The sequence below is a fragment of the Rhodococcus sp. MT28 genome, from assembly GCF_058792695.1.
This window is the reverse complement of the sequence record NZ_JBXAFD010000005.1, coordinates 221,174-241,713: the sequence shown is the minus strand read 5'-3', so window position 1 is coordinate 241,713 and position 20,540 is coordinate 221,174. Positions and strand designations below refer to the sequence as shown.

The following is a 20,540-nucleotide window of genomic DNA, read 5'->3' as shown; positions in this document are numbered from 1 at the left end:
CTGTCACTCAGGCTGACTCAGCCGCAATACTCAACCGAGCACCACTCCGAACAACGCGCCGGCCGCAATCGTCGTGACGGCCAAGATGATGGTCGGCAGGAAGAACGAGTGGTCGACGAGCTTGGAACCGAGCTTCGTGCTGCCCGAGAGGTCGAAGTTCGCAGCCGCGATCTGCGAACCGTTTGTCGGCAACAGATAGACGCCGGCAAACGCTCCGGCCCACATTCCGCTCACCAGACCGGGTGCAATCCCGGCAGCGAGACCGATCGGCACGATGGTCCTCGTAGCGGTCGACTGACTGGTCGTCAGTACACAGACCAGGAAGACACCGAGCGCGAAGATCCACGGCGCGGCGTTGACCCAGTCGCCGACGGTGCTCGTGATCAGCTCGGAATGGGCGCTGATGAACGTGTCCGTCAGCCATGCCAGACCGAACAGCGCGATGGCCGAGACCATACCGGCACGGAACACCGTCGACGACGGCACGTCGGCGACATTCGGGCGGCACACCAGCAGGATCAACGTACCCACGACGAACATCAGCATTTCGATGATCGGTGTCATCCCCATCGGAGTACCGTCGGCAGCTTCGGGACGAATCCCCTTGAACAGGCCGAAGATCACGATAGCCAGGACGCCGGCGAGGAAGATCAGTGCCGCGTTTCGTCCGGTCTTCGTCGAGACGAGTTCGGTCTTGGAGGCTGCACCAGGTCCGGCCAATTCGCCCGACTTCATCTTCGCCTGTATCTCCGGGTCGTCGTCGAGATCTTTGCCGAGTCGGTTGACCGCGATTGAGGAAAGGACGATGCCGACAACAGCAGCCGGGAAGGTGATCTTGATGATGTCGATGAGTTCGAAATCGTAGGGCGGCACGTCGGTCAGCGTGACCATTGCCGCCATTGCCGCGGACACCGGACTACACGCCAGCGCTACACCGGTCGAGACAACTGACAGCGACAGCGGTCGTGACGGCCGCACACCGTTCTTGTACGAGACGTCGTAGATGACGGGGAGCAGCGGGTAGAGGATGTTGGACGTGCCGGCACCGACCGAGAACAGGAATGACACCAACGGCGCGATCAGCGTGATCTGTTTCGGGCGAGATTCGATCAACTTGGCCGCGATGGTGACCATCCAGTCGATACCACCGGCCGCCTGCATCATCGACGACGCGAGGACGACGGACAGGACGATGAGGAGAGCGTCGACCGGCGGACTGCCGACGTCCTCTCCGAAGACGAACACGAGGACGGCAACACCTGCGCCGCCCCACAGACCGAGAGCGACACCGCTCGATCTGGTACCCATGACAATCGCCCCGAGCACTACCGCCAGCTCGAGGACAATCTTGACTGCTTCCATCAGGCACTCGCCTTCTCGATAACAAGAGAATCGCTATAACAGGGCAAATAGTATGCTCTGCGCTTCGGCTGCAGGCACGAACACGCTGTCGGTGGGAAGGGGCAATATGGTGGTCGTGACCAACGTCCTCGGTAGGTTCTCGCCCGCCACACGCGAGTGGTTCGGCGGCGCTTTCAGCGCTCCGACTGCTGCGCAGCTCGGCGCCTGGGAATCCATCGCGAGTGGCTCTCACACACTTGTCGTCGCACCCACCGGCTCCGGCAAGACATTGTCGGCGTTCCTGTGGGCCCTCGATCAACTCGCCGCCAAGGACGAAGGCGAACGCGCCACCAAAGTCCTCTACATTTCGCCGCTCAAAGCGCTGGGTGTGGACGTCGAGCGGAACCTTCGCGCGCCGCTGGTCGGCATCACGCAGACGGCGAAGCGTCTAGGCCTCACTCCGCCCGAGATCACCGTCGGTGTCCGTTCCGGTGATACGTCCCAGGCCGATCGGCGCTCGTTGATCAAACGACCCCCGGACATCCTGATCACCACGCCTGAGTCGTTGTTCCTGATGCTCACCTCCGCTGCCCGGGAAACACTGGTCGGTGTCGACACCGTGATCGTCGACGAGGTTCACGCGGTGGCGGGCACCAAGCGCGGCTCTCACCTCGCGCTCTCACTGGAACGCCTGGACGGCTTGCTCGAGCGTCCGGCGCAACGCATCGGATTGTCGGCCACTGTCCGTCCGCACGAGGAGATCGGGCGGTTCCTCGCCGGTTCGGCACCCATCCGGATCGTGGCACCGCCTGCCGCCAAGACCTTCGACCTCACGGTCCGTGTTCCCGTCGAGGACATGACCGAACTGGGGATCGCGACGCCGGACGACGGTTCCGAATCTCCCACCCCGCAAGCCGGTTCGATCTGGCCCCACGTCGAGGAACAGATCGTCGACCTCGTTCTCGACCACCGATCGTCCATCGTGTTCGCCAACTCTCGTCGCCTCGCCGAACGATTGACAGCCAGGCTCAACGAGATTCATGCAGAACGCATCGGTCTGGCCGTCGAGAAAACATCTCGCCCGCCCGCGCAGATCGGGGCTCCCACCGAGGTCAACTACGGCGCAGAACCCCTCCTGGCTCGCGCCCACCACGGATCGGTCAGCAAAGACCAGCGAGCCCTCATCGAAGACGACCTCAAATCGGGTCGATTGCGATGCGTCGTCGCCACCAGCAGCCTCGAACTCGGAATCGACATGGGCGCCGTCGACTTGGTCATCCAGGTGGAGGCACCGCCTTCGGTTGCCAGCGGCCTGCAACGTGTCGGCCGCGCCGGCCACCAGGTCGGTGAGATATCGCGAGGCGTCGTCTTCCCCAAGCATCGCACCGACCTGATACATTGCGCGGTGACGGTCGAGCGCATGGTCGAAGGCAAGATCGAAGCGATGGCCGTTCCGGCCAATCCCCTCGACATCCTCGCTCAGCAAACTGTTGCGGCCACCGCTCTCGAACCGATCGACGTCGACGACTGGTTCGAGACCGTGCGACGAAGCGGTTCCTTTGCAACGCTTCCCCGTTCGGCGTACGAATCGACTCTGGACTTGCTGGCGGGGCGGTACCCCTCGGACGAGTTCGCCGAATTACGTCCTCGCCTTGTCTGGGATCGTGAGTCCAACACGCTCACGGGCCGCCCGGGTTCGCAGCGTTTGGCCGTCACTTCCGGCGGCGCAATCCCCGACCGCGGCCTCTTCACCGTCTACATGGTTGGCGAGAAAGCTTCCCGCGTCGGCGAACTCGACGAGGAAATGGTCTACGAATCCCGGGTCGGCGACGTCTTTGCGCTCGGCGCCACCAGTTGGCGGATCGAGGAGATCACCTTCGATCGGGTTCTGGTCAGCCCCGCCTACGGCATGCCGGGTCGTTTGCCCTTCTGGCATGGCGACGGACTCGGTCGCCCCGCCGAACTCGGACAGGCGTTGGGACAATTCGTTCGAGAGACCGCGCTGGGTAACGAAGCCGACGTCGTCGAGCGTTGTCGCGTGGGCGGGCTCGATCACAACGCCACAACCAATCTGATCCAACTCGTCGGTGAGCAGAAAAATGCCACCGGGCAGGTGCCGTCGGATCGAACCCTGGTGGTCGAACGCTTCCGCGACGAACTCGGTGACTGGCGTCTGGTGCTGCATTCCCCGTACGGCCAACGGGTTCACGCACCGTGGGCCCTCGCCATCGGGGCGCGCCTGCAGGAACGATACGGCGTCGATTCCAGCCCGACGGCCTCCGACGACGGCATCATCATCCGACTCCCCGACACCGAGAACGAACCTCCCGGCGCCGAACTGTTCACCTTCGACGTCGAGGACATCGAAGATCTGGTCACCCAAGAGGTGGGCGGCTCCGCGCTCTTCGCTTCCCGATTCCGCGAATGTGCCGCCCGCGCACTGCTTCTCCCCCGCCGCAATCCCGGAAAACGTGCACCACTGTGGCAGCAGCGTCAGCGGTCGGCGCAACTGCTGGACGTCGCCCGCAAGTTCCCGACCTTCCCGATCCTGCTCGAGACCGTACGCGAGTGCTTGCAGGACGTTTACGACCTGCCTGCACTGAAGGAATTGTTCGGCAAGATCGAGAAAAGGCAGATTCGAATCGTCGAGGTGGAGACGGCCTCTCCGTCTCCGTTCGCCAGTGCGCTCCTGTTCAACTACGTGGGTGCGTTCATGTACGAGGGCGACAGCCCCCTCGCCGAGCGACGCGCCGCCGCTTTGTCCTTGGACTCCACGCTGTTGGCCGAACTCCTCGGCCGCGTCGAACTGCGCGAGCTCCTCGACGCCGGAGTGATCGAGCAGGCCGAACGTGAACTGCAACGGCTCGCCCCTGACCGAAAGGCCAAGGACCTCGAGGGTGTTGCCGATCTCCTCCGCATGCTCGGCCCGCTGACCACCGAAGAAGTCACCGAACGCTGTCTCAAGGACCCGGTCTCATGGCTCGAGAAGTTGGTTACGGACAAACGCGCCCTCCACGTCTCGTATGCGGGCGAGAGCTGGTGGACCGTCGTCGAAGATGCAGCGCGGCTTCGCGATGGACTCGGCGTTCCCCTACCCATCGGCGTTCCGGCCGCGTTCATCGAGCCGGTCGATCAACCACTCGACGACCTCCTGAGCCGGTACGCCCGCACCCACGGTCCCTTCACTCTCGCCGACGCGGCTGCACGCTTCGGTCTCGGAGTATCAGTCGCGCGTGACGTTCTCGGTCGGCTCGCGCTCGAAAAGCGGGTCCTGGAAGGTGAATTCCGCCCGTCTGCAACCGGGAGCGAATGGTGCGACGCCGAGGTCCTGCGTCGCTTGCGGCGACGCTCGCTCGCCGCGGCACGGCAGGAGGTCGAGCCGGTCAGCACCGCGACGCTCGGGCGATTCCTTCCCAGTTGGCAGCACGTGGGCGGCACGCTGCGAGGAATCGACGGTGTTGCAACGGTGGTCGATCAACTTGCCGGCGTTCCGATTCCGGCGTCCGCTCTCGAATCGTTGATCCTGCCGAGCCGAGTTGCCGACTACTCTCCCGCGATGTTGGACGAACTCACGTCGACGGGTGAAGTCCTGTGGTCCGGATCGGGAGCTATCTCGGGCAAGGACGGGTGGGTAGTGCTGCACCCCGCCGACCTGGCACCGATCACGCTCAATTCGCCCGCCGACACCGACGTCTCGGAATTGCAGAAGCGCATCCTCGACCTGCTGTCCGGCGGCGGTGCCTACTTCTTCCGCCAGTTGGTCGACGCGTTGCGAACTACGGAGTCGGCTGCGGACACGGTCGACAGTGCGGTGACGACGGCACTGTGGGAGTTGGTGTGGCTCGGACACATCGGTAACGACACCGTTGCACCGCTGCGCGCACTTCTCTCCGACACCACCAGAACAACAACCAGTCACCGATCACCTCGCCGTGTTCCGCGGGCCCGTCCGTACCGCGGAATGGCCCGCGCTTCCACGCCCGCGCGCACGGGACCGGCAACTGCCTCCGGTCGGTGGTTCCAGCTGCCAGGTATCGAACCTGACCCCACTATCCGGGCGCACGCCACGGCTGATCTGCTGCTCGAACGATACGGCGTCGTCACCCGCGGTTCGGTGATGAGCGAGAACGTGCCGGGCGGTTTCGCGTTGATCTACAAGGTACTGAGCACGTTCGAGGACAACGGGCGCGCTCGACGCGGATACTTCGTGGACACCCTGGGCGGCGCTCAATTCTCCACGCCTCCCGTGGTGGACCGCTTGCGGACGTTCGGTGATTCCATCGAGGGGCGCCACACCTCCTCGGCTGCAGTCACTCTCGCGGCGTGCGACCCGGCAAACCCGTACGGCGCGGCGCTGCCGTGGCCGGCGTCGGGGGGCGAAGAGTCACCAGGACACCGACCCGGAAGAAAAGCCGGCGCACTGGTAGTTCTGGTGGAGGGTGAGTTGGTTCTGTTCGTCGAGCGCGGCGGTCGCACGATCCTGACATTCACCGACGACGGCGGAACGTTGCGCCTGGCAGCACTGTCACTTGCTCAGAAGGTGACTTCTCGCGCCATCGACAAGTTGGTAGTGGAGAAGGTCGACGGAGAGACCATCCACGGCAACGATTTTGCTCCGGTCCTGGTCGAAGCCGGCTTCGCGGCCACCCCTCGCGGATTCCGGTTGCGGTCATGAGGATTGGGGTCATGAGGATTGGGGTCATGATGATTGGGGTCATGATGATTGAGATCGTGGAAGTTGAGATCCTGAAGTGTGGGTGCGGCGACCATGCCTGAGGGCGATACCGTGTGGCGGGCCGCCAATGAACTGCGCGCTGCCCTGGCCGAGAAGGTACTCACCACCTGCGACGTCCGCGTTCCTCGTTACGCCACGGTTGATCTCTCGGGCCACCGCGTGGATTCCGTCGCCAGCCGCGGAAAACATCTCCTGATCCGAGTGGGCGAAGCGTCCATTCACACGCATCTGAAGATGGAAGGTCAGTGGCAGATTTATCGTCCCGGCGAGCGCTGGCGCCGACCCGCCCATCAAGCGCGCATCATCTTGGCCACCGAAGACTCTGTAGCAGTTGGCTTTTCACTGGGAATCACCGAGATCCTCGAACTCGGGCAGGAACAGGAGGCCGTCGGACATCTCGGACCGGATCTGCTCGGGACCGATTGGGACAGTTCCGTGGCCGCCCGAAATCTTCGGGCCGCCGACTCCGTACCGATCGGAATCGCGCTCCTGGATCAGCGGGTGATGGCCGGACTGGGCAACGTGTACCGAAACGAGATCTGCTTCCTACGAGGTATTCACCCGAAAACGCCGACACATCTCGCGGGGAATCTCGACGCGATAGTGGATCTGTCTTTTCGCACCATCAACGTCAACAAGTCGCGTCGCATCCGGGTCACCACCGGCGACACCCGCCCCGGTAGGCAGACATGGGTGTACGGCAGACGCGGAAAACCATGCCGCCGTTGCGGGACTCGCATCAGAGAAGACACCCTCGGAACGGATCAGCTCACCGAGCGAAATATCTTCTTCTGCCCGGCCTGCCAGCCCTTCACGCCTGGTTAGCGTTGATCAGCAGCCTGACGCAGTGGCGGACAAATCGATCACGGTCCACGACGATCGTGCCGTCCAGATAACCGATGAACAGTGTGAACAACGCCCCGACCAGTCCGACTGCCACCAGTTGCTTGTCCACGGGATCAGCGATCTCGGACAACTGGTCGTACACCAGGTCGACGAACGCCGGCATCGATTCGATACCGCGGCCGCTCAGGACGGGTTCCGAGAGCGGGGCGATCAGGAGCACTCTCCCCATCGCCGGATCGTCGACCATGAGCTTGACGAAAGCGTCGACCGCAGCGGTGGCGACGGCCTCGGATGTCGTCTCCGACTCCACTGCCGACGCAAGCGCCGACTGCGCGCGCTCGGCGACAAACGTGTGGACCGCGACAACGTACTGATCGCGATCGGTGAAGCTTTCGTAGAAGTACCGCTCGGTCAGACCGGCGGCCTTGCAGACCGCACGCACGTTGACGGCCGGACCGTCGACCGCACCGAGCAGTGTCACTCCGACGTCGAACAACGTCGCCTTTCGAGTGGCCCTGCGTTCTTCGATGCTCACAACTTCCCCACTTCGCCGACACTTGATCTTCAATGCACCCGGTATTCGATCCTTGACTACCGCTGTTGTCGATCCTAATCTGACAACATGCGTAGTCAACTTGACGACAGCAGCACCCCGGTTCCCCTCGGTCCGGATTCCCTGACGTGGAAGTATTTCGGCGACTGGCGCGGGATGCTGCAAGGCGTCTGGGCCGGTTCGATGCAGAACATGCACCCCGGCCTCGGCGCCGGAGTCGAGGAGCATTCACAATTCTTCGACGAGCGGTGGGAACGGCTGTACCGCTCGCTGTATCCCATTGCAGGCGTGGTCTTCGACGGCGATCGCGCGCAGCAGACAGCCGAAGAAGTCCGCGGCTATCACACACGAATCAAGGGCGTCGACAAGTTGGGGCGTCGGTATCACGCACTTGATCCCGACACTTTCTACTGGGCGCACGCAACATTCTTCATGGGCACCATCGTCACTGCCGAGAACTTCTCCGGTGGCTTGACCGAGGCCCAGAAACGTCAGCTCTTCACCGAGCACATTCAGTGGTACCGCCTGTACGGGATGAGCATGCGCCCTGTTCCCGAGACCTGGGAAGCATTTCAGGAGTACTGGGACCACATGTGCCGCAACGTACTCGAAGACAACAAGGCGACCCGCGACGTCCTCGACCTGTCGGGACTCGGCAAGCCCCCGTACATGACGTGGCTACCCGATCCGTTGTGGCGGCTCGCCCGAATCCCCCTCGCCCGCGGATTCGTGTGGCTGACGGTCGGAATGTACGACCAACCGGTTCGAGACCTACTCGGCTACTCGTGGACCAGTCGCGATCAGAAAATTCACAACGCTGTCGGCCGCACCGTCAACGCCGTCTTCCGTCTGGTGCCGTGGCGATACCGGTATCAGCCACGTGCTCGCGCGGGATGGGATCGAGCTGACGGCCGAATCCCCGCCGATGCACCACTGGTCCACACACCGGCGCGCAACCTGCCCCCGCTCGAGCAGCGAGATAACCCGATGCACTACAGCCCCAGGGTCTGATCTGCCATGCTCTGAACATGGAGTGGGACCTGCGAACCCTGCTGAACCGTCCGATCACGTCTCACGGTGCGCCGCTGGGACAAGAACGTGTGGCGGCGAGGACCACCGCGTACATCTACGGCAACATTCTTGTCCTCGCCGCACTCATACCGGTGACGAAATCTCAGGAATCGCTCGGCGCCGCGATTGTGGTCGGCACGGCATTGTCGACATACATCGCCCACACATTTGCCGAGGGAGTCGGCGAGAGCATTCGCAACGATCGCCGACTGACGACCGCGGAGAGAATCGACTCTCTTCGCGATTCCGTCCCGATCCTCACCTCTGCGGTTGTTCCTGTCGTCATTCTCGCGACGGCGTGGTTCAACTTCCTGGAACCACGGACGGCGCAGTTGATCGCGGAAATCGTCTTGATCCTGCGGATCGGTTCCACCAGTTACGTGATCAGCCGACTGCACGGCGAGAAAGTCAGTACGAACACCCATCTGGCAGCGTTCGGCCTCGCCGCCGTCGCCACCCTCATAGTCGGGTTGAAGATAGTGCTCACTCATTGACGAGTCCCCCGATCGCGAATTCCCAGGTCTGAAGGGGTACTGCCGTTACCCGGCTGAGCAGTCACTCCCGCCGAACCCCCGGCCGCCGCTACCGTGGACGACATGAGCATCCCGAGTCTGAAACTGAACAACGGCGTCGACATCCCAGCGCTTGGCTTCGGCGTGTACCAGACGCCGCCGGACGAAACACTCGCCGCCGTCGAGTCCGCGCTGTCGACGGGTTATCGCCATATCGACACTGCCGCGGCCTACGGCAACGAGAAGGGCGTCGGTGAGGCGATCCGGCGATCCGGACTCGATCGCGCGGACATCTTCGTCGAGTCGAAGGTCTGGATCACCGACTACGGATACGACGAGACTCTGCATGCCTTCGACAAGAGCGCAGGCAAACTCGGTGTCGAACAACTCGACCTTCTGATCCTCCATCAGGCGTTGCCGAGCGAGTTCGAGCGCACGATCGACGCGTACAGGGCGTTGGAAACGCTTCTGGCCGACGGCAAGGTCCGCGCCATCGGAGTCAGTAACTTCATGCCGGATCACCTCACCCGACTCCTGGATGCAACGTCCGTGGTGCCGGCGGTCAACCAGATCGAGGTTCATCCGTACTTCAGGCAGTCGACTTTGCTCGAGGCCGACACCGATCACGGGATTCTGTCTCAGGCATGGTCACCGATCGGCGGAATCACGTTCTACCGCGACGGCTCCCACGGCTCGACCCTCGAGGACGCCACCATCGGCGCCATCGCGACCGCTCACGTCAAGTCGCCTGCACAGGTGATGCTGCGCTGGCACCTCCAGCAGGGCCGCCAGGTGATCCCCAAGTCGGTGACTCCCTCGCGGATCGCGGAGAACTTCGACGTGTTCGACTTCGAACTCACCGCCGAAGAACTCTCCGCAATCGACGCACTCGACACCGGAGTTCGCGGCGGTCCCGAACCCGAGGTCATCACCCGCGAGAGGTTCGGAATCGAGATTCCCGAAGCCTGAACCCGGCTGCTTGAACAACACAGCAGCCCCAGTGATCTAGCTGGCGCTCCACCCGCCGTCGATGGTGTACGAAGCCCCCGTCACCATCGACGCCTCGGTCGATGCCAGCCACCCCACCAGCGATGCCACTTCTGTGGGCTCGACCATCCGTTTGATCGCGCTCTCAGTGAGCATCACCTTCTCGACAACCTCGGATTCACTGATTCCGTGAACCTTTGCCTGGTCGGAGATCTGGGATCGCACGAGTGGTGTCAGGACGTAGCCCGGATTGACACAGTTACTGGTGACACCGTGTGGGGCACCCTCGAGCGCAACAACTTTCGACAGGCCTTCGAGTCCGTGCTTTGCCGTGACGTACGCACTCTTGAATGCCGAAGCGCGGAGCCCGTGGACCGAGGAAATGTTGACGATGCGCCCGAATCCTTTGCGGTACATGTACGGCAGGGCCGCTCTGACCAGGAGGAACGGCGCTTCGACCATGAGGCATTGAATCTTCCGGAAGTCCTCGACGTCGAAATCCTCGATGGGACTGACCCGTTGAATGCCGGCGTTGTTGACAAGTACGTCCGTCTCGAGTGCCAGATCCACGAGTTGGTCGGTGTCGAGGAGATCGACGGCCCATGCAGTGCCGTCGATCTCGTCGGCCAGCGCCTTCGCAGCGACGTCGTCGAGATCAGCGACGGTGACGTGGGCGCCGCGGGCGGCAAGGAGTCGAGCACACGCCTCGCCGATACCGCTGGCACCACCGGTGACCAGTGCCGTTTTGCCGGAGAGCGTCATGCGGAAACACCGGCCCGCTCGTCGGCGAGCACTCGTGCGTCGGCGGCATCGACGGACTCGAGCGAGATTCCCTTGGTCTCCCGCGCGAAAACGACTGCGACGATGGTGACCAGGGATGCCAACAGGAGATAGATCGCGATGGGGACCGAGGAGTCGAACTTGCTCAGCAGTCCGGTCGCGATGATCGGAGCCAGTGAACCTGCCACGATCGACGTGACCTGATATCCCAGGGAGACACCGGAATAGCGCATCCGGGTCGGAAACATCTCGGCCATGATCGCGGGTTGGCCGGCGTACATGAACGCGTGGAACACAAGCCCGATGATGATTGCCGACAAGATGACGGCATTGTGTCCGCTGTTCATCATCGGAAAGGCGAAGAATCCCCATGTTCCGGCGGTGACGGCGCCGATCATGTACACCGGGCGTCGACCGATCGTGTCGGACAGTTTGCCCACCAACGGAATCACTGCGAAGTGCACGGCATGTGCCATCAGCATCCACCAGAGGATGTGCGCCGTGTCCGCATGAACGACGACCTTGAGGTAGGTGATCGAGAAGGTCACCACGAGGTAGTACATGACGTTTTCGGCGAAACGCAGGCCCATCGCGGTCAACACTCCGCGCGGGTAACGCTTGACCACCTCGAAAACGCTGTACGAGGTTGCCTTGACCAGTTCTGCTTCCTTCTGCGCCGCAATGAAAATGGGAGCGTCGGTGACCTTGGTCCGAACGTAGTACCCGACCAGAACGATCACCGCGGAGAGCCAGAAGGCAACGCGCCAGCCCCAACTCATGAAGGATTCGTCCGAGAGCGTCGACGTCAGGATCAACAGCACGACAGTGGCCACCAGGTTGCCCATCGGCACGCCGGCCTGAGGCCAGGACGACCAGAACCCGCGAGATCGATTCGGGCTGTGCTCGGCGACAAGGAGTACCGCCCCACCCCATTCGCCGCCGACAGCAAATCCTTGGATGAAGCGCAGCGTGACCAGCAGTGCCGGCGCCCAGTAGCCGATCTGACCGTAGGTCGGTAGGCAGCCCATCAGGAAGGTCGCGGCACCGACCAGCAGCAAACTGAACTGCAACAACTGCTTCCGGCCGAACTTGTCTCCGAAATATCCGAAGACGATTCCGCCGAGTGGCCGGGCGGCGAATCCGACGGCGTAGGTGATGAAAGCCGCGATGATCGCATCCAGCTCGTTGCCGCCGCCAGGAAAGAAGACTTTGCTGAAGACCAGCGTGGCCGCCGTGCCGTACAGAAAGAACTCGTACCACTCGACCACGGTGCCCGCCATCGAGGCGCCGACCACCTTCTTCAGCCCCGATGGTGGGGCTTGGCTCTCGGGTTTCGGCATGTTGTCGACGCTCATCGTGGACTCCCTCGTCTTCAGTTCGCGATTCGCCTGCTCTTCACGATCAGGAATGTGACCGCTCGCACATTTTTTGTGACTCGATGAGTATCGGTGCAGATTCTTGGCACGACAATGACAAATCTCGCACCATACAGGTGCAAAAATGCAGATATGACACTCGGACTGAGCCCGGACGACCTACTGGTGCTTCTCGCGGTCGGTCGCACCGGCCGCTTCAACACCGCCGCCGACGACCTGGGCCTCAACCACACCACCATTTCGCGCCGCATCGCCTCGCTCGAGAAGAGCCTCGGCGGCCGTGTACTGGTCCGCTCGTCCGGCGGCTGGGAGTTGACCGACCTGGGCAGACAAGCCCTCAGCGCGGCCGAGCGCATCGAGGCCGCGGTGAACGAACTGGCACTCGACTCCACCGGTCAGCAGCAACTCGACGGCGTCGTGCGGGTCTCGGCCACCGACGGCTTCAGCGCATACATCGCGGCCCCCGCCGGCGCAGCGGTTCGCAGACGCCATCCTCGCGTGAGCGTGGAGATAGTCGTCGCGACCAGAAAGGCGTCGCAGATACGCTCGGGGCTCGACATCGAGGTTGTTGTCGGCAAACCTCAAGTTCACCGCGCCGAGGCCGTCCATCTGGCCGACTACGCGCTGGGTTTGTACGCCTCCCGAGAGTATCTACGTCAGAATGCTGTTCCCGAAAGTGCCGAAGAGCTGGCCGAACACTCGCTCGTGTATTTCATCGACTCGATGCTGCAGGTCGACGAACTCGATCTGGCTCGCAAGCTCACGGTTTCCATGCGCGAGGCCGTCACGTCCACCAACGTGTTCGTCCACATCGAGGCAACGCGCGCGGGTGCCGGCATCGGCTTGCTCCCCTGCTTCATGGCCGAGCAGCACGACGATCTGATTCGCGTGCTGCCGGCTCACATCGAAGTCAGACTTTCGTACTGGTTGGTGGCTCGTTCTGAATCCTTGCGCCGACCGGAAGTCGCAGCGGTGGTGACGGCACTTCGAGAGACGGTGGATCTCAAGCGATCTCAACTCCTCGGCTCGCCCGGGGCGAACGAAGCGCTCAGTCCAGAGTCGAACGATGCTGGACGATGACCTTGCGCGCCAACTCGGCGATCTTGACGTTCATGTTCTGCGAGGTTCGCACCAGAATGTCGAAGGCCTCGTCGTCGGACACCCGATGCAAAGCCATCAGCAGACCGACGGCCTGACCGATTTCGCGACTGCTCGCCAGGCCGCGCCGCAGCGAGTCGGCATCCTCTCCTCGGTTCAGCGCGGTGACGGCCACGGATGCAAACGATGCCAACATGATCGCGTGGTCGGCAACAGTTTCCGTGAATGCTCCCGGAGTGTCGGAGAAGAGGTTGAGGGCACCGAACTTCTGACGATCGACCATCAGTCGGAACCCCATCGAGCCACGAATGGGTGTCTCTGCCACGACTTTCCGAGCGAACTCGGGCCACTGATTCGGAGTGCGAAGATCTGACTCGAGCTGCGGCGCCTCCGTGTCGAGGGCGTCGATGCACGGCCCCTCGCCAGTCGCACGTTCGAGATCGTCTGCATACTCGGCGATCTCGTCGCTTGCCGCTACCGTGACGTTGGTGTTTCCCCGTCGCAGCATCAGGCTTGCGTGATCGCAACCGGGAATCAACTCGACAGCCGCCGAACAGATCGCGGAGTACACCTCGGCGCTGTCTGCTGCGGAGTAGAGGATCTCCGCCAACGCCGCGAACACTGCCGTGGGTTCTGTCAGTGCTTGGTCGCGCTCAGCCATCTCCATACACCTCGGGGTCTACCGTTCATCGAATTCTTCACCGAACGGTACAAACCTTACTTACTCGAGCGGATGGGGTCGCCGCCGCTCGCCGATTCCCGCCCGTCCGTCCCCTGAAAAGCTTCCGTGGCCGCGCGGTGATGCAGAGCCGTCACGGTGGTGATCTGCTTGGACACCAGGTCGTTGAGCTCGCGGTACTGCTCCTCCGTCTCCCCGGCCGGAATGTCTCTCAGGACCTCCCACATCGCACTCTTGCCGCACAGAGCGGTCCGCATGATCTCGAGAGTTGCCAGCTTCACGAGACGGTTGCGCCAGATGGCGTCGACATGGACGAGGCGCCTGATCCGATTGACCGTCGCGTCGATCTTGGAGTACCGCGGCAGAGATATGCCCTGGGTGTCCTCGATCAGTTGCAGCAGCTGCTCGATCTCGTACTCGAGCTCACCCGGCAACGAGTCCAGCTCACCGTCGGCCCACGCGCCGTACGAGTCCGAGAGTGACCGCGAGAGTTGCAGCCCTACCATCGCTCCGCACAGGTGAGTGACCAGATAAGCAGTGGCTATGTGTTCCTCAGCAGATCTCGACCGACTACCGAACATTGGGATCCTCCTGGGCGACGCTCGACCGGTCTGTGCTGACACGGGTGGTGATTCGACATCCGCCTACCCGCGACAGACCGAGAACAAACGACGGGCGACTCAGACCCGATCCGGCACCACGACGACGGGTTCGAGGATCTCGGCCCGAGACTCCGGCGCTGCGGCGCGCAAGGCGTCGGCCGACTCGTCGTCCGGCTGGGTCTGCGACTCGATCTCCGCTTCGACGCGCGCTCGGTACGTGTCGACCTCGCGCTCGACGGTGGCGGCATCCCAACCGAGAATCGGGGCAACCAATCCGGCAACCTGTTGCGCACAGTTGACACCACGATGCGGGTACTCGATTGCGATGCGCATGCGGCGAGCCAGGATGTCGTCGAGGTGCAATGCACCCTCGGCCGCGGCGGCGTACACAGCCTCGACCTGAAGGTAATCGGGGGCATCTGTGATGGGCTGCAACAACTCCGGCGTCTGTCGGCCGAGTTCGAGGACCTCCGTGATGAGTGAACCGTAGCGGTCGAGCAAGTGCTTGACGCGATACGGATGCAAGCCGTACTGCTCGCCCAGTTGCACAGTCTGATTGATCAACGCGAAGTATCCGTCGGCGCCGACGAGCGGCACCTTCTCCGTGATCGACGATGCCACTCGCGCCGGAATGTCTTCTGCTGCGACGTCGACGGCGTCTTCCGCCATGACCCGATACGTCGTGTACTTTCCACCGGCGATGGCGACCAGGCCTGGAGCCACACGGGCAACGGCGTGCTCGCGCGAGAGCTTCGACGTCTCGTCGCTCTCACCGGCAAGCAGCGGACGCAGGCCTGCGTAGACACCGTCGATGTCGGCGTGCGTCAGCGGCGTGACCAGAACGGAGTTCACGTGGCCGAGGATGTAGTCGATATCTGCTTTGGTTGCCGCTGGGTGAGCGAGATCCAAGTTCCAGTCGGTGTCCGTGGTGCCGATGATCCAGTGACTGCCCCACGGAATGACGAACAGCACCGATTTCTCGGTACGCAGGATGATGGCGGCTTCACTGACGATGCGATCGCGCGGGACGACGATGTGTACGCCCTTCGACGCTCGCACCCGGAACCGTCCGCGCTGACGTGAGAGGGCCTGGATTTCGTCCGTCCAGACACCGGTTGCATTGATGACGACGTGACCCTTGACCTCCGAGGTACGGCCGTCTTCGCAGTCGCGAACACGAACTCCCGAGACCCGGTCCGCTTCACGCAGAAATCCCACGACCTGCGTCGACGTTCGGACAACCGCGCCGTAGTGGGCGGCGGTCCGTGCAACGGTCATGGTGTGCCGAGCGTCGTCGACGACGGTGTCGTAGTACTGGATGCCACCGGTCAGTGAACTGCGCTTGAGGCTCGGCGACATGCGCAGTGCGCCCGCCCGGGTCAAGTGCTTCTGGGAGGGGACCGATTTGGCGCCGCCCATCCGGTCGTAGAGGAAGATTCCCGCGGCCATGTACGGGCGTTCCCACACTCGGTGAGCCAAGGGGAACAGAAACTTCAGCGGCTTGACCAGGTGCGGAGCGAGCGTGGTCAGCGAGAGTTCGCGCTCACGCAACGCCTCACGAACGAGGCCGAATTCTAGTTGCTCGAGATAGCGGAGACCGCCGTGGAACATCTTCGACGAGCGACTGGACGTACCGGATGCGTAGTCACGGGCCTCGACCAACGCAACCTTCAGCCCGCGGGTGGCCGCATCGAGGGCCGCTCCGACACCGACGACACCACCGCCCACCACGACGACGTCGAATTGCTCGGTCTGAAGTTGTTCCCAAGCAGCTTCGCGCTGCTGCGGGCCGAGAAACTGCGCACCTTGCTGCTTACTCAACCCGGTCTCCTGTAAGTCGACGACGAATCCGTTTACAGGCTAGTAGCTTGATCCACATACTGCGACAGCGCACGGATTACTGCGAACACGCCCGAACCTAGGAGCACAGTGAATCAATACATCGCCGCCATCGACCAAGGCACGACGTCGAGCCGCTGCATGATCTTCGATCACGACGGCGCCGTGGTGAGCGTTGCGCAGAAAGAACACGAGCAGATTTTCCCGCGAGCAGGTTGGGTCGAGCACGATCCGGTGGCGCTGTGGATCAACACTCGGGAGGTGGTGGCCGGCGCTCTCGCGAAGGTCGATCTCACGCGGGCCGACATCGCTGCCGTCGGAATCACGAATCAGCGTGAGACAACCGTCGTTTGGGAACGTTCGACGGGTAAGCCGATCTACAACGCGATCGTGTGGCAGGACACGCGCACGGATCAACTGTGTGTCGAACTGGGCGGCGACGAGGGTCCGGACAAGTATCGAGACAAGACCGGACTACCACTCTCGACCTACTTCGCCGGGCCGAAGATCCGCTGGATTCTCGACAACGTCGACGGTGCGAAAGCAAAAGCGGAGGCCGGCGAATTGTGCTTCGGCACTGTCGACACGTGGATCGTGTGGAACCTGACCGAGGGCGTCCACGTGACAGATGTCACCAATGCGTCACGCACGATGCTGATGGATCTCGAGACCCTCCAGTGGGACGAATCGATCTGTGCGGACTTCGGAATCCCGATGTCGATGCTCCCGGAAATCCGTAGTTCCTCAGAGGTCTACGGCACAGGACGTCCACGCGGCAATCTCGCCGGTGTGCCGGTCGCCGGAATCCTCGGTGACCAGCAGGCAGCCACATTCGGCCAGGCCTGCCTCTCCGAGGGTGAAGCCAAGAACACCTACGGCACCGGCAATTTCATGCTTCTCAATACTGGCACGAAGCCGGTGCACAGCAAGCACGGACTACTGACGACCGTCTGCTACAAACTCGGCGAAGCCCCTGCCGTGTACGCACTCGAAGGTTCCGTCGCCGTGACGGGTTCCTTGGTCCAGTGGCTTCGAGACAATCTCGGAATCATTCAGAACGCCAAGGACATCGAGCCGCTCGCCGCAAGTGTCGACGACAACGGCGGCGCCTACTTCGTGCCCGCGTTCTCCGGGCTGTTCGCACCTCGGTGGCGACCGGATGCCCGGGGTGTCATCGTCGGTCTGACGCGCTTCGTCAACAAGGGACACCTGGCCCGCGCAGCGCTCGAGGCGACGGCATACCAGACCCGCGAGGTCATCGACGCCATGCGAGCGGATTCGGGAGTCGAACTGTCCGCACTGAAGGTCGACGGCGGCATGGTGGTCAACGAAACCCTGATGCAGTTCCAGTCGGACATCCTCGGAGTTCCCGTCATCCGTCCGGTGGTCAACGAAACGACAGCTCTCGGTGCTGCATACGCAGCGGGCCTCGCCATCGGTTATTGGGCCGATACCGAAGACATCCGCAACAACTGGGCCGTCGGCAAGACGTGGGAACCGGCGATGGACGAGTCCGAAAGGTCACGGCTGTACGCGGAGTGGAACAAGGCCGTCGAGCGGACGTACAACTGGTCCGAGTGATCACCCCGATCCTTCCATACCGGAAGAGCTGATCATGGTCGCCTATTGATACTCCTGAGGTATCAATAGGCGACCAAGTTGGTATTGGACGTGACCTACACCACTCTGCGAATCTCATTCAGGCACGCCACGTTTCGGCGCCGCGAATGTTGCAGAGAAAGGTCGCCACGCATGAGTTCACCCACTCGCAGTTCCGAGGAGATCAACGCCAAGGCGCGAAGAGCCGGTATCGCTTCGTTCATCGGAACCACTATCGAGTGGTACGACTTCTACATCTACGGCACTGCCGCTGCCCTGGTATTCGGCGACATCTTCTTCTCCGACACTCTCCCGAACGGAGTCGGAACTCTCCTCGCCTTCATCACGCTCTGGGCAGGCTTCCTCGCCAGGCCGATCGGCGGGATCATCTTCGGACACCTCGGCGACCGGATCGGACGCAAGAACACTCTCGTCATCACCTTGATGATGATGGGTGTCGCCACGGTAGGCATCGGACTCCTCCCCACCTACGCACAGGTCGGGATCTGGGCGCCGATCGGTCTGGTCACCCTTCGCGTCATCCAAGGAGTCGCGGTCGGTGGCGAGTGGGGCGGCGCAGTGCTCATTGCCAGCGAAAATGCACCGAAGGGCAAGAGCATCCTCTACTCCGCGTTCGCCCAACAGGGCTCACCCGCCGGAAATCTGTTGGCCACCATCGCGTTCTTCCTTCTGTCCTCGATGCCGACGCCGTCGTTCCTCCTGTACGGATGGCGCATCCCGTTCATCATCTCGGCGGTGCTGGTCATTCTCGGGATGATCATTCGCCTCAAACTCGAAGAGTCGGACGAGATGAAGGCCGTTCTCGCACGCAAGAAGGTCGTCAAGCTTCCGCTCGCCGAAGTCTTGCGCAAGCATTGGGTACTGGTTCTCCTCGGCGCCGGCGCACTTCCCCTCGCCCAGGTCACCTATTTCAAGAACACCTTCGCATTGTCCTGGGCTACAAAAGAACTCGGATACGATCGAGGAACCTTCCTGGCCGCCATCGCGATCGCGCTCGTCGTGCAGTTCATCGTCCAACCTTTCGGTGCCGTCCTGGTCTCCAAGATCGACATGCGAAAAGCCATGTGCCTGATGGTGATACCGGAGTTCGTCCTCATGCCCGCCATGTTCTTCGCGATCCGAACCGGGAACTTCACCATCGCAGTCGTCGCGATGTGTCTGGCCACGATCCCGCACTCGATGTTCTACGGCGCCATCGCCGGCGTTCTCGCTCGGGCCTTCCCCGCCAACATCCGTTATACCGGTCTGTCGACGGCGTACCAATTGTGTTCCCTTGTCGTCGGCGGCGGAACTCCCGTACTGGCGCAGTGGATGCTCAACACGTCAGGCAATATCGTCGGGGTCGCGATCGTATCCGGGCTGTACGCCCTTGTCTCGCTGATCTGCACCCTGCTCCTGCTCCGACGTACCGGCTACAACGCGGGCGAACTCTCGACGGCCGAACAAGCGGACTACGACGAACTCGAACTCGAAAACACTCTTGTCGATACTGCGAACTCACCGAAGTCCGAAGCGGGTGAGATTCCTACCGGTCGGGCAACCGTCTAGGCCAGGGACGGCAGCGCCTGCTCGGACAATTTCAACACTTCGAGAAGAGCAGGTCTGTCGTCTCCCTCTCGCCAGGCGATACGCAGTTGAAGAGGAGGAGGTGGGTCCATGACCGGAACAAAGACAACATCAGGATTCACGATGCTCTGGGCCACCGAGGAGATGGTCAACGAGCATCCGATTTCCGCGGACACCAGCGCGATCAACGACATCGAATCCGGTGCCGTCTGCACGATGCGAGCCAGGAACCCTGCGTTCTTCGAGGCAGTGAGCAGAGACTCCCGCAGAATCGAACCTGGCTCCGCCGGAAGCGTCACCCAATTCTCGGACTCCAATTCGATCAACCGAACCGAGTCCCTCGACGCCAACGGGTGGTCTTTGGACATGGCCACCAGAAAGTTCTCCTCGGCGATCAATCTCGACGTGATCCCGAGCGGCGGTACGGTCCACCGCACCATCCCGATGTCGAGTCGTCGATCGAGCAGCATCAACAACGCCTCGTTCGCGAAAGCAGAACTGTCGAGCACGAATTCGATACCGGGATTGGTCTTTCTCACCAATTTCGCCCACCTCCCGACGAGCAGATGCGAAGAAGTCCCCGCGAAACCCAGGCGAACGCGACCTGTCGTTCCCTTGCCTGCCGCAGACACCGCGATCTCGGCCATCCGGCACGCGTCCAGAATCTCGCGCGCCGGAAGCAGCAGCGCTTCACCGGCAGCAGTGAGCCGCACAGTTCGAGTGCTCCGATCGAACAACGGCGAACCGAGCTGTTTCTCGAATTGCCTGATCGTTCGACTCAGCGGCGGTTGCGCAATCCGAAGCCGCTGCGCCGCACGGCCGAAATGTAGCTCCTCAGCCACCGCGAGAAATGCGTTGATCTGATGAATTTCCACCCGACATTGTTGCGCCACACCGGCCGAACATGTCAAGTTCCGAAACCGACCGAGTGCGCG

16 protein-coding genes are annotated in these 20,540 nt (G+C 62.3%); 8 read left to right on the top strand and 8 right to left on the bottom strand.

From position 1 onward, the window contains the following. Nucleotides 1-30 precede the first annotated feature (30 nt). Nucleotides 31-1,362 carry an anaerobic C4-dicarboxylate transporter family protein gene (locus AC1Q6C_RS20905; RefSeq protein ID WP_003940851.1) on the bottom strand — a complete coding sequence of 444 codons (1,332 nt, stop codon included), beginning with the start codon at nucleotides 1,360-1,362 and terminating at the stop codon, nucleotides 31-33. 106 nt (nucleotides 1,363-1,468) lie between these two features. Here AC1Q6C_RS20905 and AC1Q6C_RS20900 point away from each other — a divergent pair, with 106 nt between their 5' ends. Continuing rightward, a complete protein-coding gene (locus AC1Q6C_RS20900; protein WP_492666760.1) occupies nucleotides 1,469-6,016 on the top strand; it encodes an ATP-dependent helicase in 4,548 nt (1,515 codons plus the stop codon). A 93-nt stretch (nucleotides 6,017-6,109) separates the two neighbouring features. Continuing rightward, nucleotides 6,110-6,901 (top strand): DNA-formamidopyrimidine glycosylase family protein, encoded by a 792-nt coding sequence (locus AC1Q6C_RS20895; RefSeq protein ID WP_230359711.1) that lies wholly within the window; start codon nucleotides 6,110-6,112, stop codon nucleotides 6,899-6,901. Here the strand turns inward: AC1Q6C_RS20895 and AC1Q6C_RS20890 are convergent. Then, nucleotides 6,888-7,457: a TetR/AcrR family transcriptional regulator gene (locus tag AC1Q6C_RS20890; RefSeq protein ID WP_007727263.1), complete on the bottom strand. Its 570-nt coding sequence runs from the start codon at nucleotides 7,455-7,457 to the stop codon at nucleotides 6,888-6,890. The genes AC1Q6C_RS20895 and AC1Q6C_RS20890 overlap by 14 nt on opposite strands. 87 nt (nucleotides 7,458-7,544) lie before the next feature. Between AC1Q6C_RS20890 and AC1Q6C_RS20885 the strand changes: the two genes are divergently transcribed. The 3 genes from AC1Q6C_RS20885 to AC1Q6C_RS20875 all read left to right on the top strand — a co-directional run bounded on the left by AC1Q6C_RS20885 (nucleotide 7,545) and on the right by AC1Q6C_RS20875 (nucleotide 10,027). Further along, complete coding sequence (locus AC1Q6C_RS20885; protein WP_042449607.1) at nucleotides 7,545-8,486, top strand: oxygenase MpaB family protein; 942 nt, start codon at nucleotides 7,545-7,547, stop codon at nucleotides 8,484-8,486. A 17-nt stretch (nucleotides 8,487-8,503) separates the two neighbouring features. Continuing rightward, nucleotides 8,504-9,040 (top strand): hypothetical protein, encoded by a 537-nt coding sequence (locus AC1Q6C_RS20880; RefSeq protein ID WP_003940745.1) that lies wholly within the window; start codon nucleotides 8,504-8,506, stop codon nucleotides 9,038-9,040. A 102-nt stretch (nucleotides 9,041-9,142) separates the two neighbouring features. Next, nucleotides 9,143-10,027 carry an aldo/keto reductase gene (locus AC1Q6C_RS20875; RefSeq protein ID WP_209920943.1) on the top strand — a complete coding sequence of 295 codons (885 nt, stop codon included), beginning with the start codon at nucleotides 9,143-9,145 and terminating at the stop codon, nucleotides 10,025-10,027. Between the two features lie 36 nt (nucleotides 10,028-10,063). Here the strand turns inward: AC1Q6C_RS20875 and AC1Q6C_RS20870 are convergent, their stop codons facing one another. After that, nucleotides 10,064-10,807: a 3-hydroxybutyrate dehydrogenase gene (locus tag AC1Q6C_RS20870; RefSeq protein ID WP_230359710.1), complete on the bottom strand. Its 744-nt coding sequence runs from the start codon at nucleotides 10,805-10,807 to the stop codon at nucleotides 10,064-10,066. Then, complete coding sequence (locus AC1Q6C_RS20865) at nucleotides 10,804-12,180, bottom strand: MFS transporter (RefSeq protein ID WP_003940819.1); 1,377 nt, start codon at nucleotides 12,178-12,180, stop codon at nucleotides 10,804-10,806. Before AC1Q6C_RS20865 ends, AC1Q6C_RS20870 begins: the two co-directional genes overlap by 4 nt. Nucleotides 12,181-12,333: 153 nt before the next feature. On the opposite strand from AC1Q6C_RS20865, the gene AC1Q6C_RS20860 reads away from it, so the two are divergent. After that, nucleotides 12,334-13,281 carry a LysR family transcriptional regulator gene (locus AC1Q6C_RS20860; RefSeq protein ID WP_058226453.1) on the top strand — a complete coding sequence of 316 codons (948 nt, stop codon included), beginning with the start codon at nucleotides 12,334-12,336 and terminating at the stop codon, nucleotides 13,279-13,281. On the opposite strand, the gene AC1Q6C_RS20855 is transcribed toward AC1Q6C_RS20860, so the two are convergent. The 3 genes from AC1Q6C_RS20855 to AC1Q6C_RS20845 form a co-directional block, all read right to left on the bottom strand. Continuing rightward, nucleotides 13,250-13,966, bottom strand: coding sequence for a GAF and ANTAR domain-containing protein (locus AC1Q6C_RS20855; protein WP_030535052.1), 717 nt, complete (start codon nucleotides 13,964-13,966; stop codon nucleotides 13,250-13,252). The two genes, AC1Q6C_RS20860 and AC1Q6C_RS20855, sit on opposite strands and share 32 nt — an antisense overlap. A gap of 50 nt (nucleotides 13,967-14,016) precedes the next feature. Then, nucleotides 14,017-14,559, bottom strand: coding sequence for a hypothetical protein (locus tag AC1Q6C_RS20850; protein WP_003940921.1), 543 nt, complete (start codon nucleotides 14,557-14,559; stop codon nucleotides 14,017-14,019). A 99-nt stretch (nucleotides 14,560-14,658) separates the two neighbouring features. Then, nucleotides 14,659-16,401, bottom strand: coding sequence for a glycerol-3-phosphate dehydrogenase/oxidase (locus AC1Q6C_RS20845; RefSeq protein WP_230359709.1), 1,743 nt, complete (start codon nucleotides 16,399-16,401; stop codon nucleotides 14,659-14,661). Between the two features lie 108 nt (nucleotides 16,402-16,509). Between AC1Q6C_RS20845 and glpK the strand changes: the two genes are divergently transcribed. Both glpK and AC1Q6C_RS20835 read left to right on the top strand, forming a co-directional pair. Continuing rightward, complete coding sequence (gene glpK, locus AC1Q6C_RS20840; protein WP_007727296.1) at nucleotides 16,510-18,000, top strand: glycerol kinase GlpK; 1,491 nt, start codon at nucleotides 16,510-16,512, stop codon at nucleotides 17,998-18,000. A 171-nt stretch (nucleotides 18,001-18,171) separates the two neighbouring features. Next, complete coding sequence (locus AC1Q6C_RS20835) at nucleotides 18,172-19,587, top strand: MFS transporter (protein WP_007727299.1); 1,416 nt, start codon at nucleotides 18,172-18,174, stop codon at nucleotides 19,585-19,587. Here the strand turns inward: AC1Q6C_RS20835 and AC1Q6C_RS20830 are convergent. Further along, on the bottom strand, nucleotides 19,584-20,480 hold the full coding sequence (locus tag AC1Q6C_RS20830; RefSeq protein ID WP_030535055.1) for a LysR substrate-binding domain-containing protein: 897 nt from the start codon (nucleotides 20,478-20,480) through the stop codon (nucleotides 19,584-19,586). The two genes, AC1Q6C_RS20835 and AC1Q6C_RS20830, sit on opposite strands and share 4 nt — an antisense overlap. Between the last annotated feature and the right edge of the window lie 60 nt (nucleotides 20,481-20,540).

Coding starts and splice junctions, on each gene's coding strand:
- AC1Q6C_RS20895 (WP_230359711.1), top strand. CDS start 6,110: ATGCCTGAGGGCGATACCGTGTGGCGGGCCGCCAATGAACTGCGCGCT.
- AC1Q6C_RS20905 (WP_003940851.1), bottom strand. CDS start 1,362: ATGGAAGCAGTCAAGATTGTCCTCGAGCTGGCGGTAGTGCTCGGGGCG.
- AC1Q6C_RS20855 (WP_030535052.1), bottom strand. CDS start 13,966: ATGGAGATGGCTGAGCGCGACCAAGCACTGACAGAACCCACGGCAGTG.
- AC1Q6C_RS20850 (WP_003940921.1), bottom strand. CDS start 14,559: ATGTTCGGTAGTCGGTCGAGATCTGCTGAGGAACACATAGCCACTGCT.
- AC1Q6C_RS20900 (WP_492666760.1), top strand. CDS start 1,469: ATGGTGGTCGTGACCAACGTCCTCGGTAGGTTCTCGCCCGCCACACGC.
- AC1Q6C_RS20860 (WP_058226453.1), top strand. CDS start 12,334: ATGACACTCGGACTGAGCCCGGACGACCTACTGGTGCTTCTCGCGGTC.
- AC1Q6C_RS20865 (WP_003940819.1), bottom strand. CDS start 12,180: ATGAGCGTCGACAACATGCCGAAACCCGAGAGCCAAGCCCCACCATCG.
- AC1Q6C_RS20880 (WP_003940745.1), top strand. CDS start 8,504: ATGGAGTGGGACCTGCGAACCCTGCTGAACCGTCCGATCACGTCTCAC.
- AC1Q6C_RS20870 (WP_230359710.1), bottom strand. CDS start 10,807: ATGACGCTCTCCGGCAAAACGGCACTGGTCACCGGTGGTGCCAGCGGT.
- AC1Q6C_RS20885 (WP_042449607.1), top strand. CDS start 7,545: ATGCGTAGTCAACTTGACGACAGCAGCACCCCGGTTCCCCTCGGTCCG.
- AC1Q6C_RS20835 (WP_007727299.1), top strand. CDS start 18,172: ATGAGTTCACCCACTCGCAGTTCCGAGGAGATCAACGCCAAGGCGCGA.
- AC1Q6C_RS20875 (WP_209920943.1), top strand. CDS start 9,143: ATGAGCATCCCGAGTCTGAAACTGAACAACGGCGTCGACATCCCAGCG.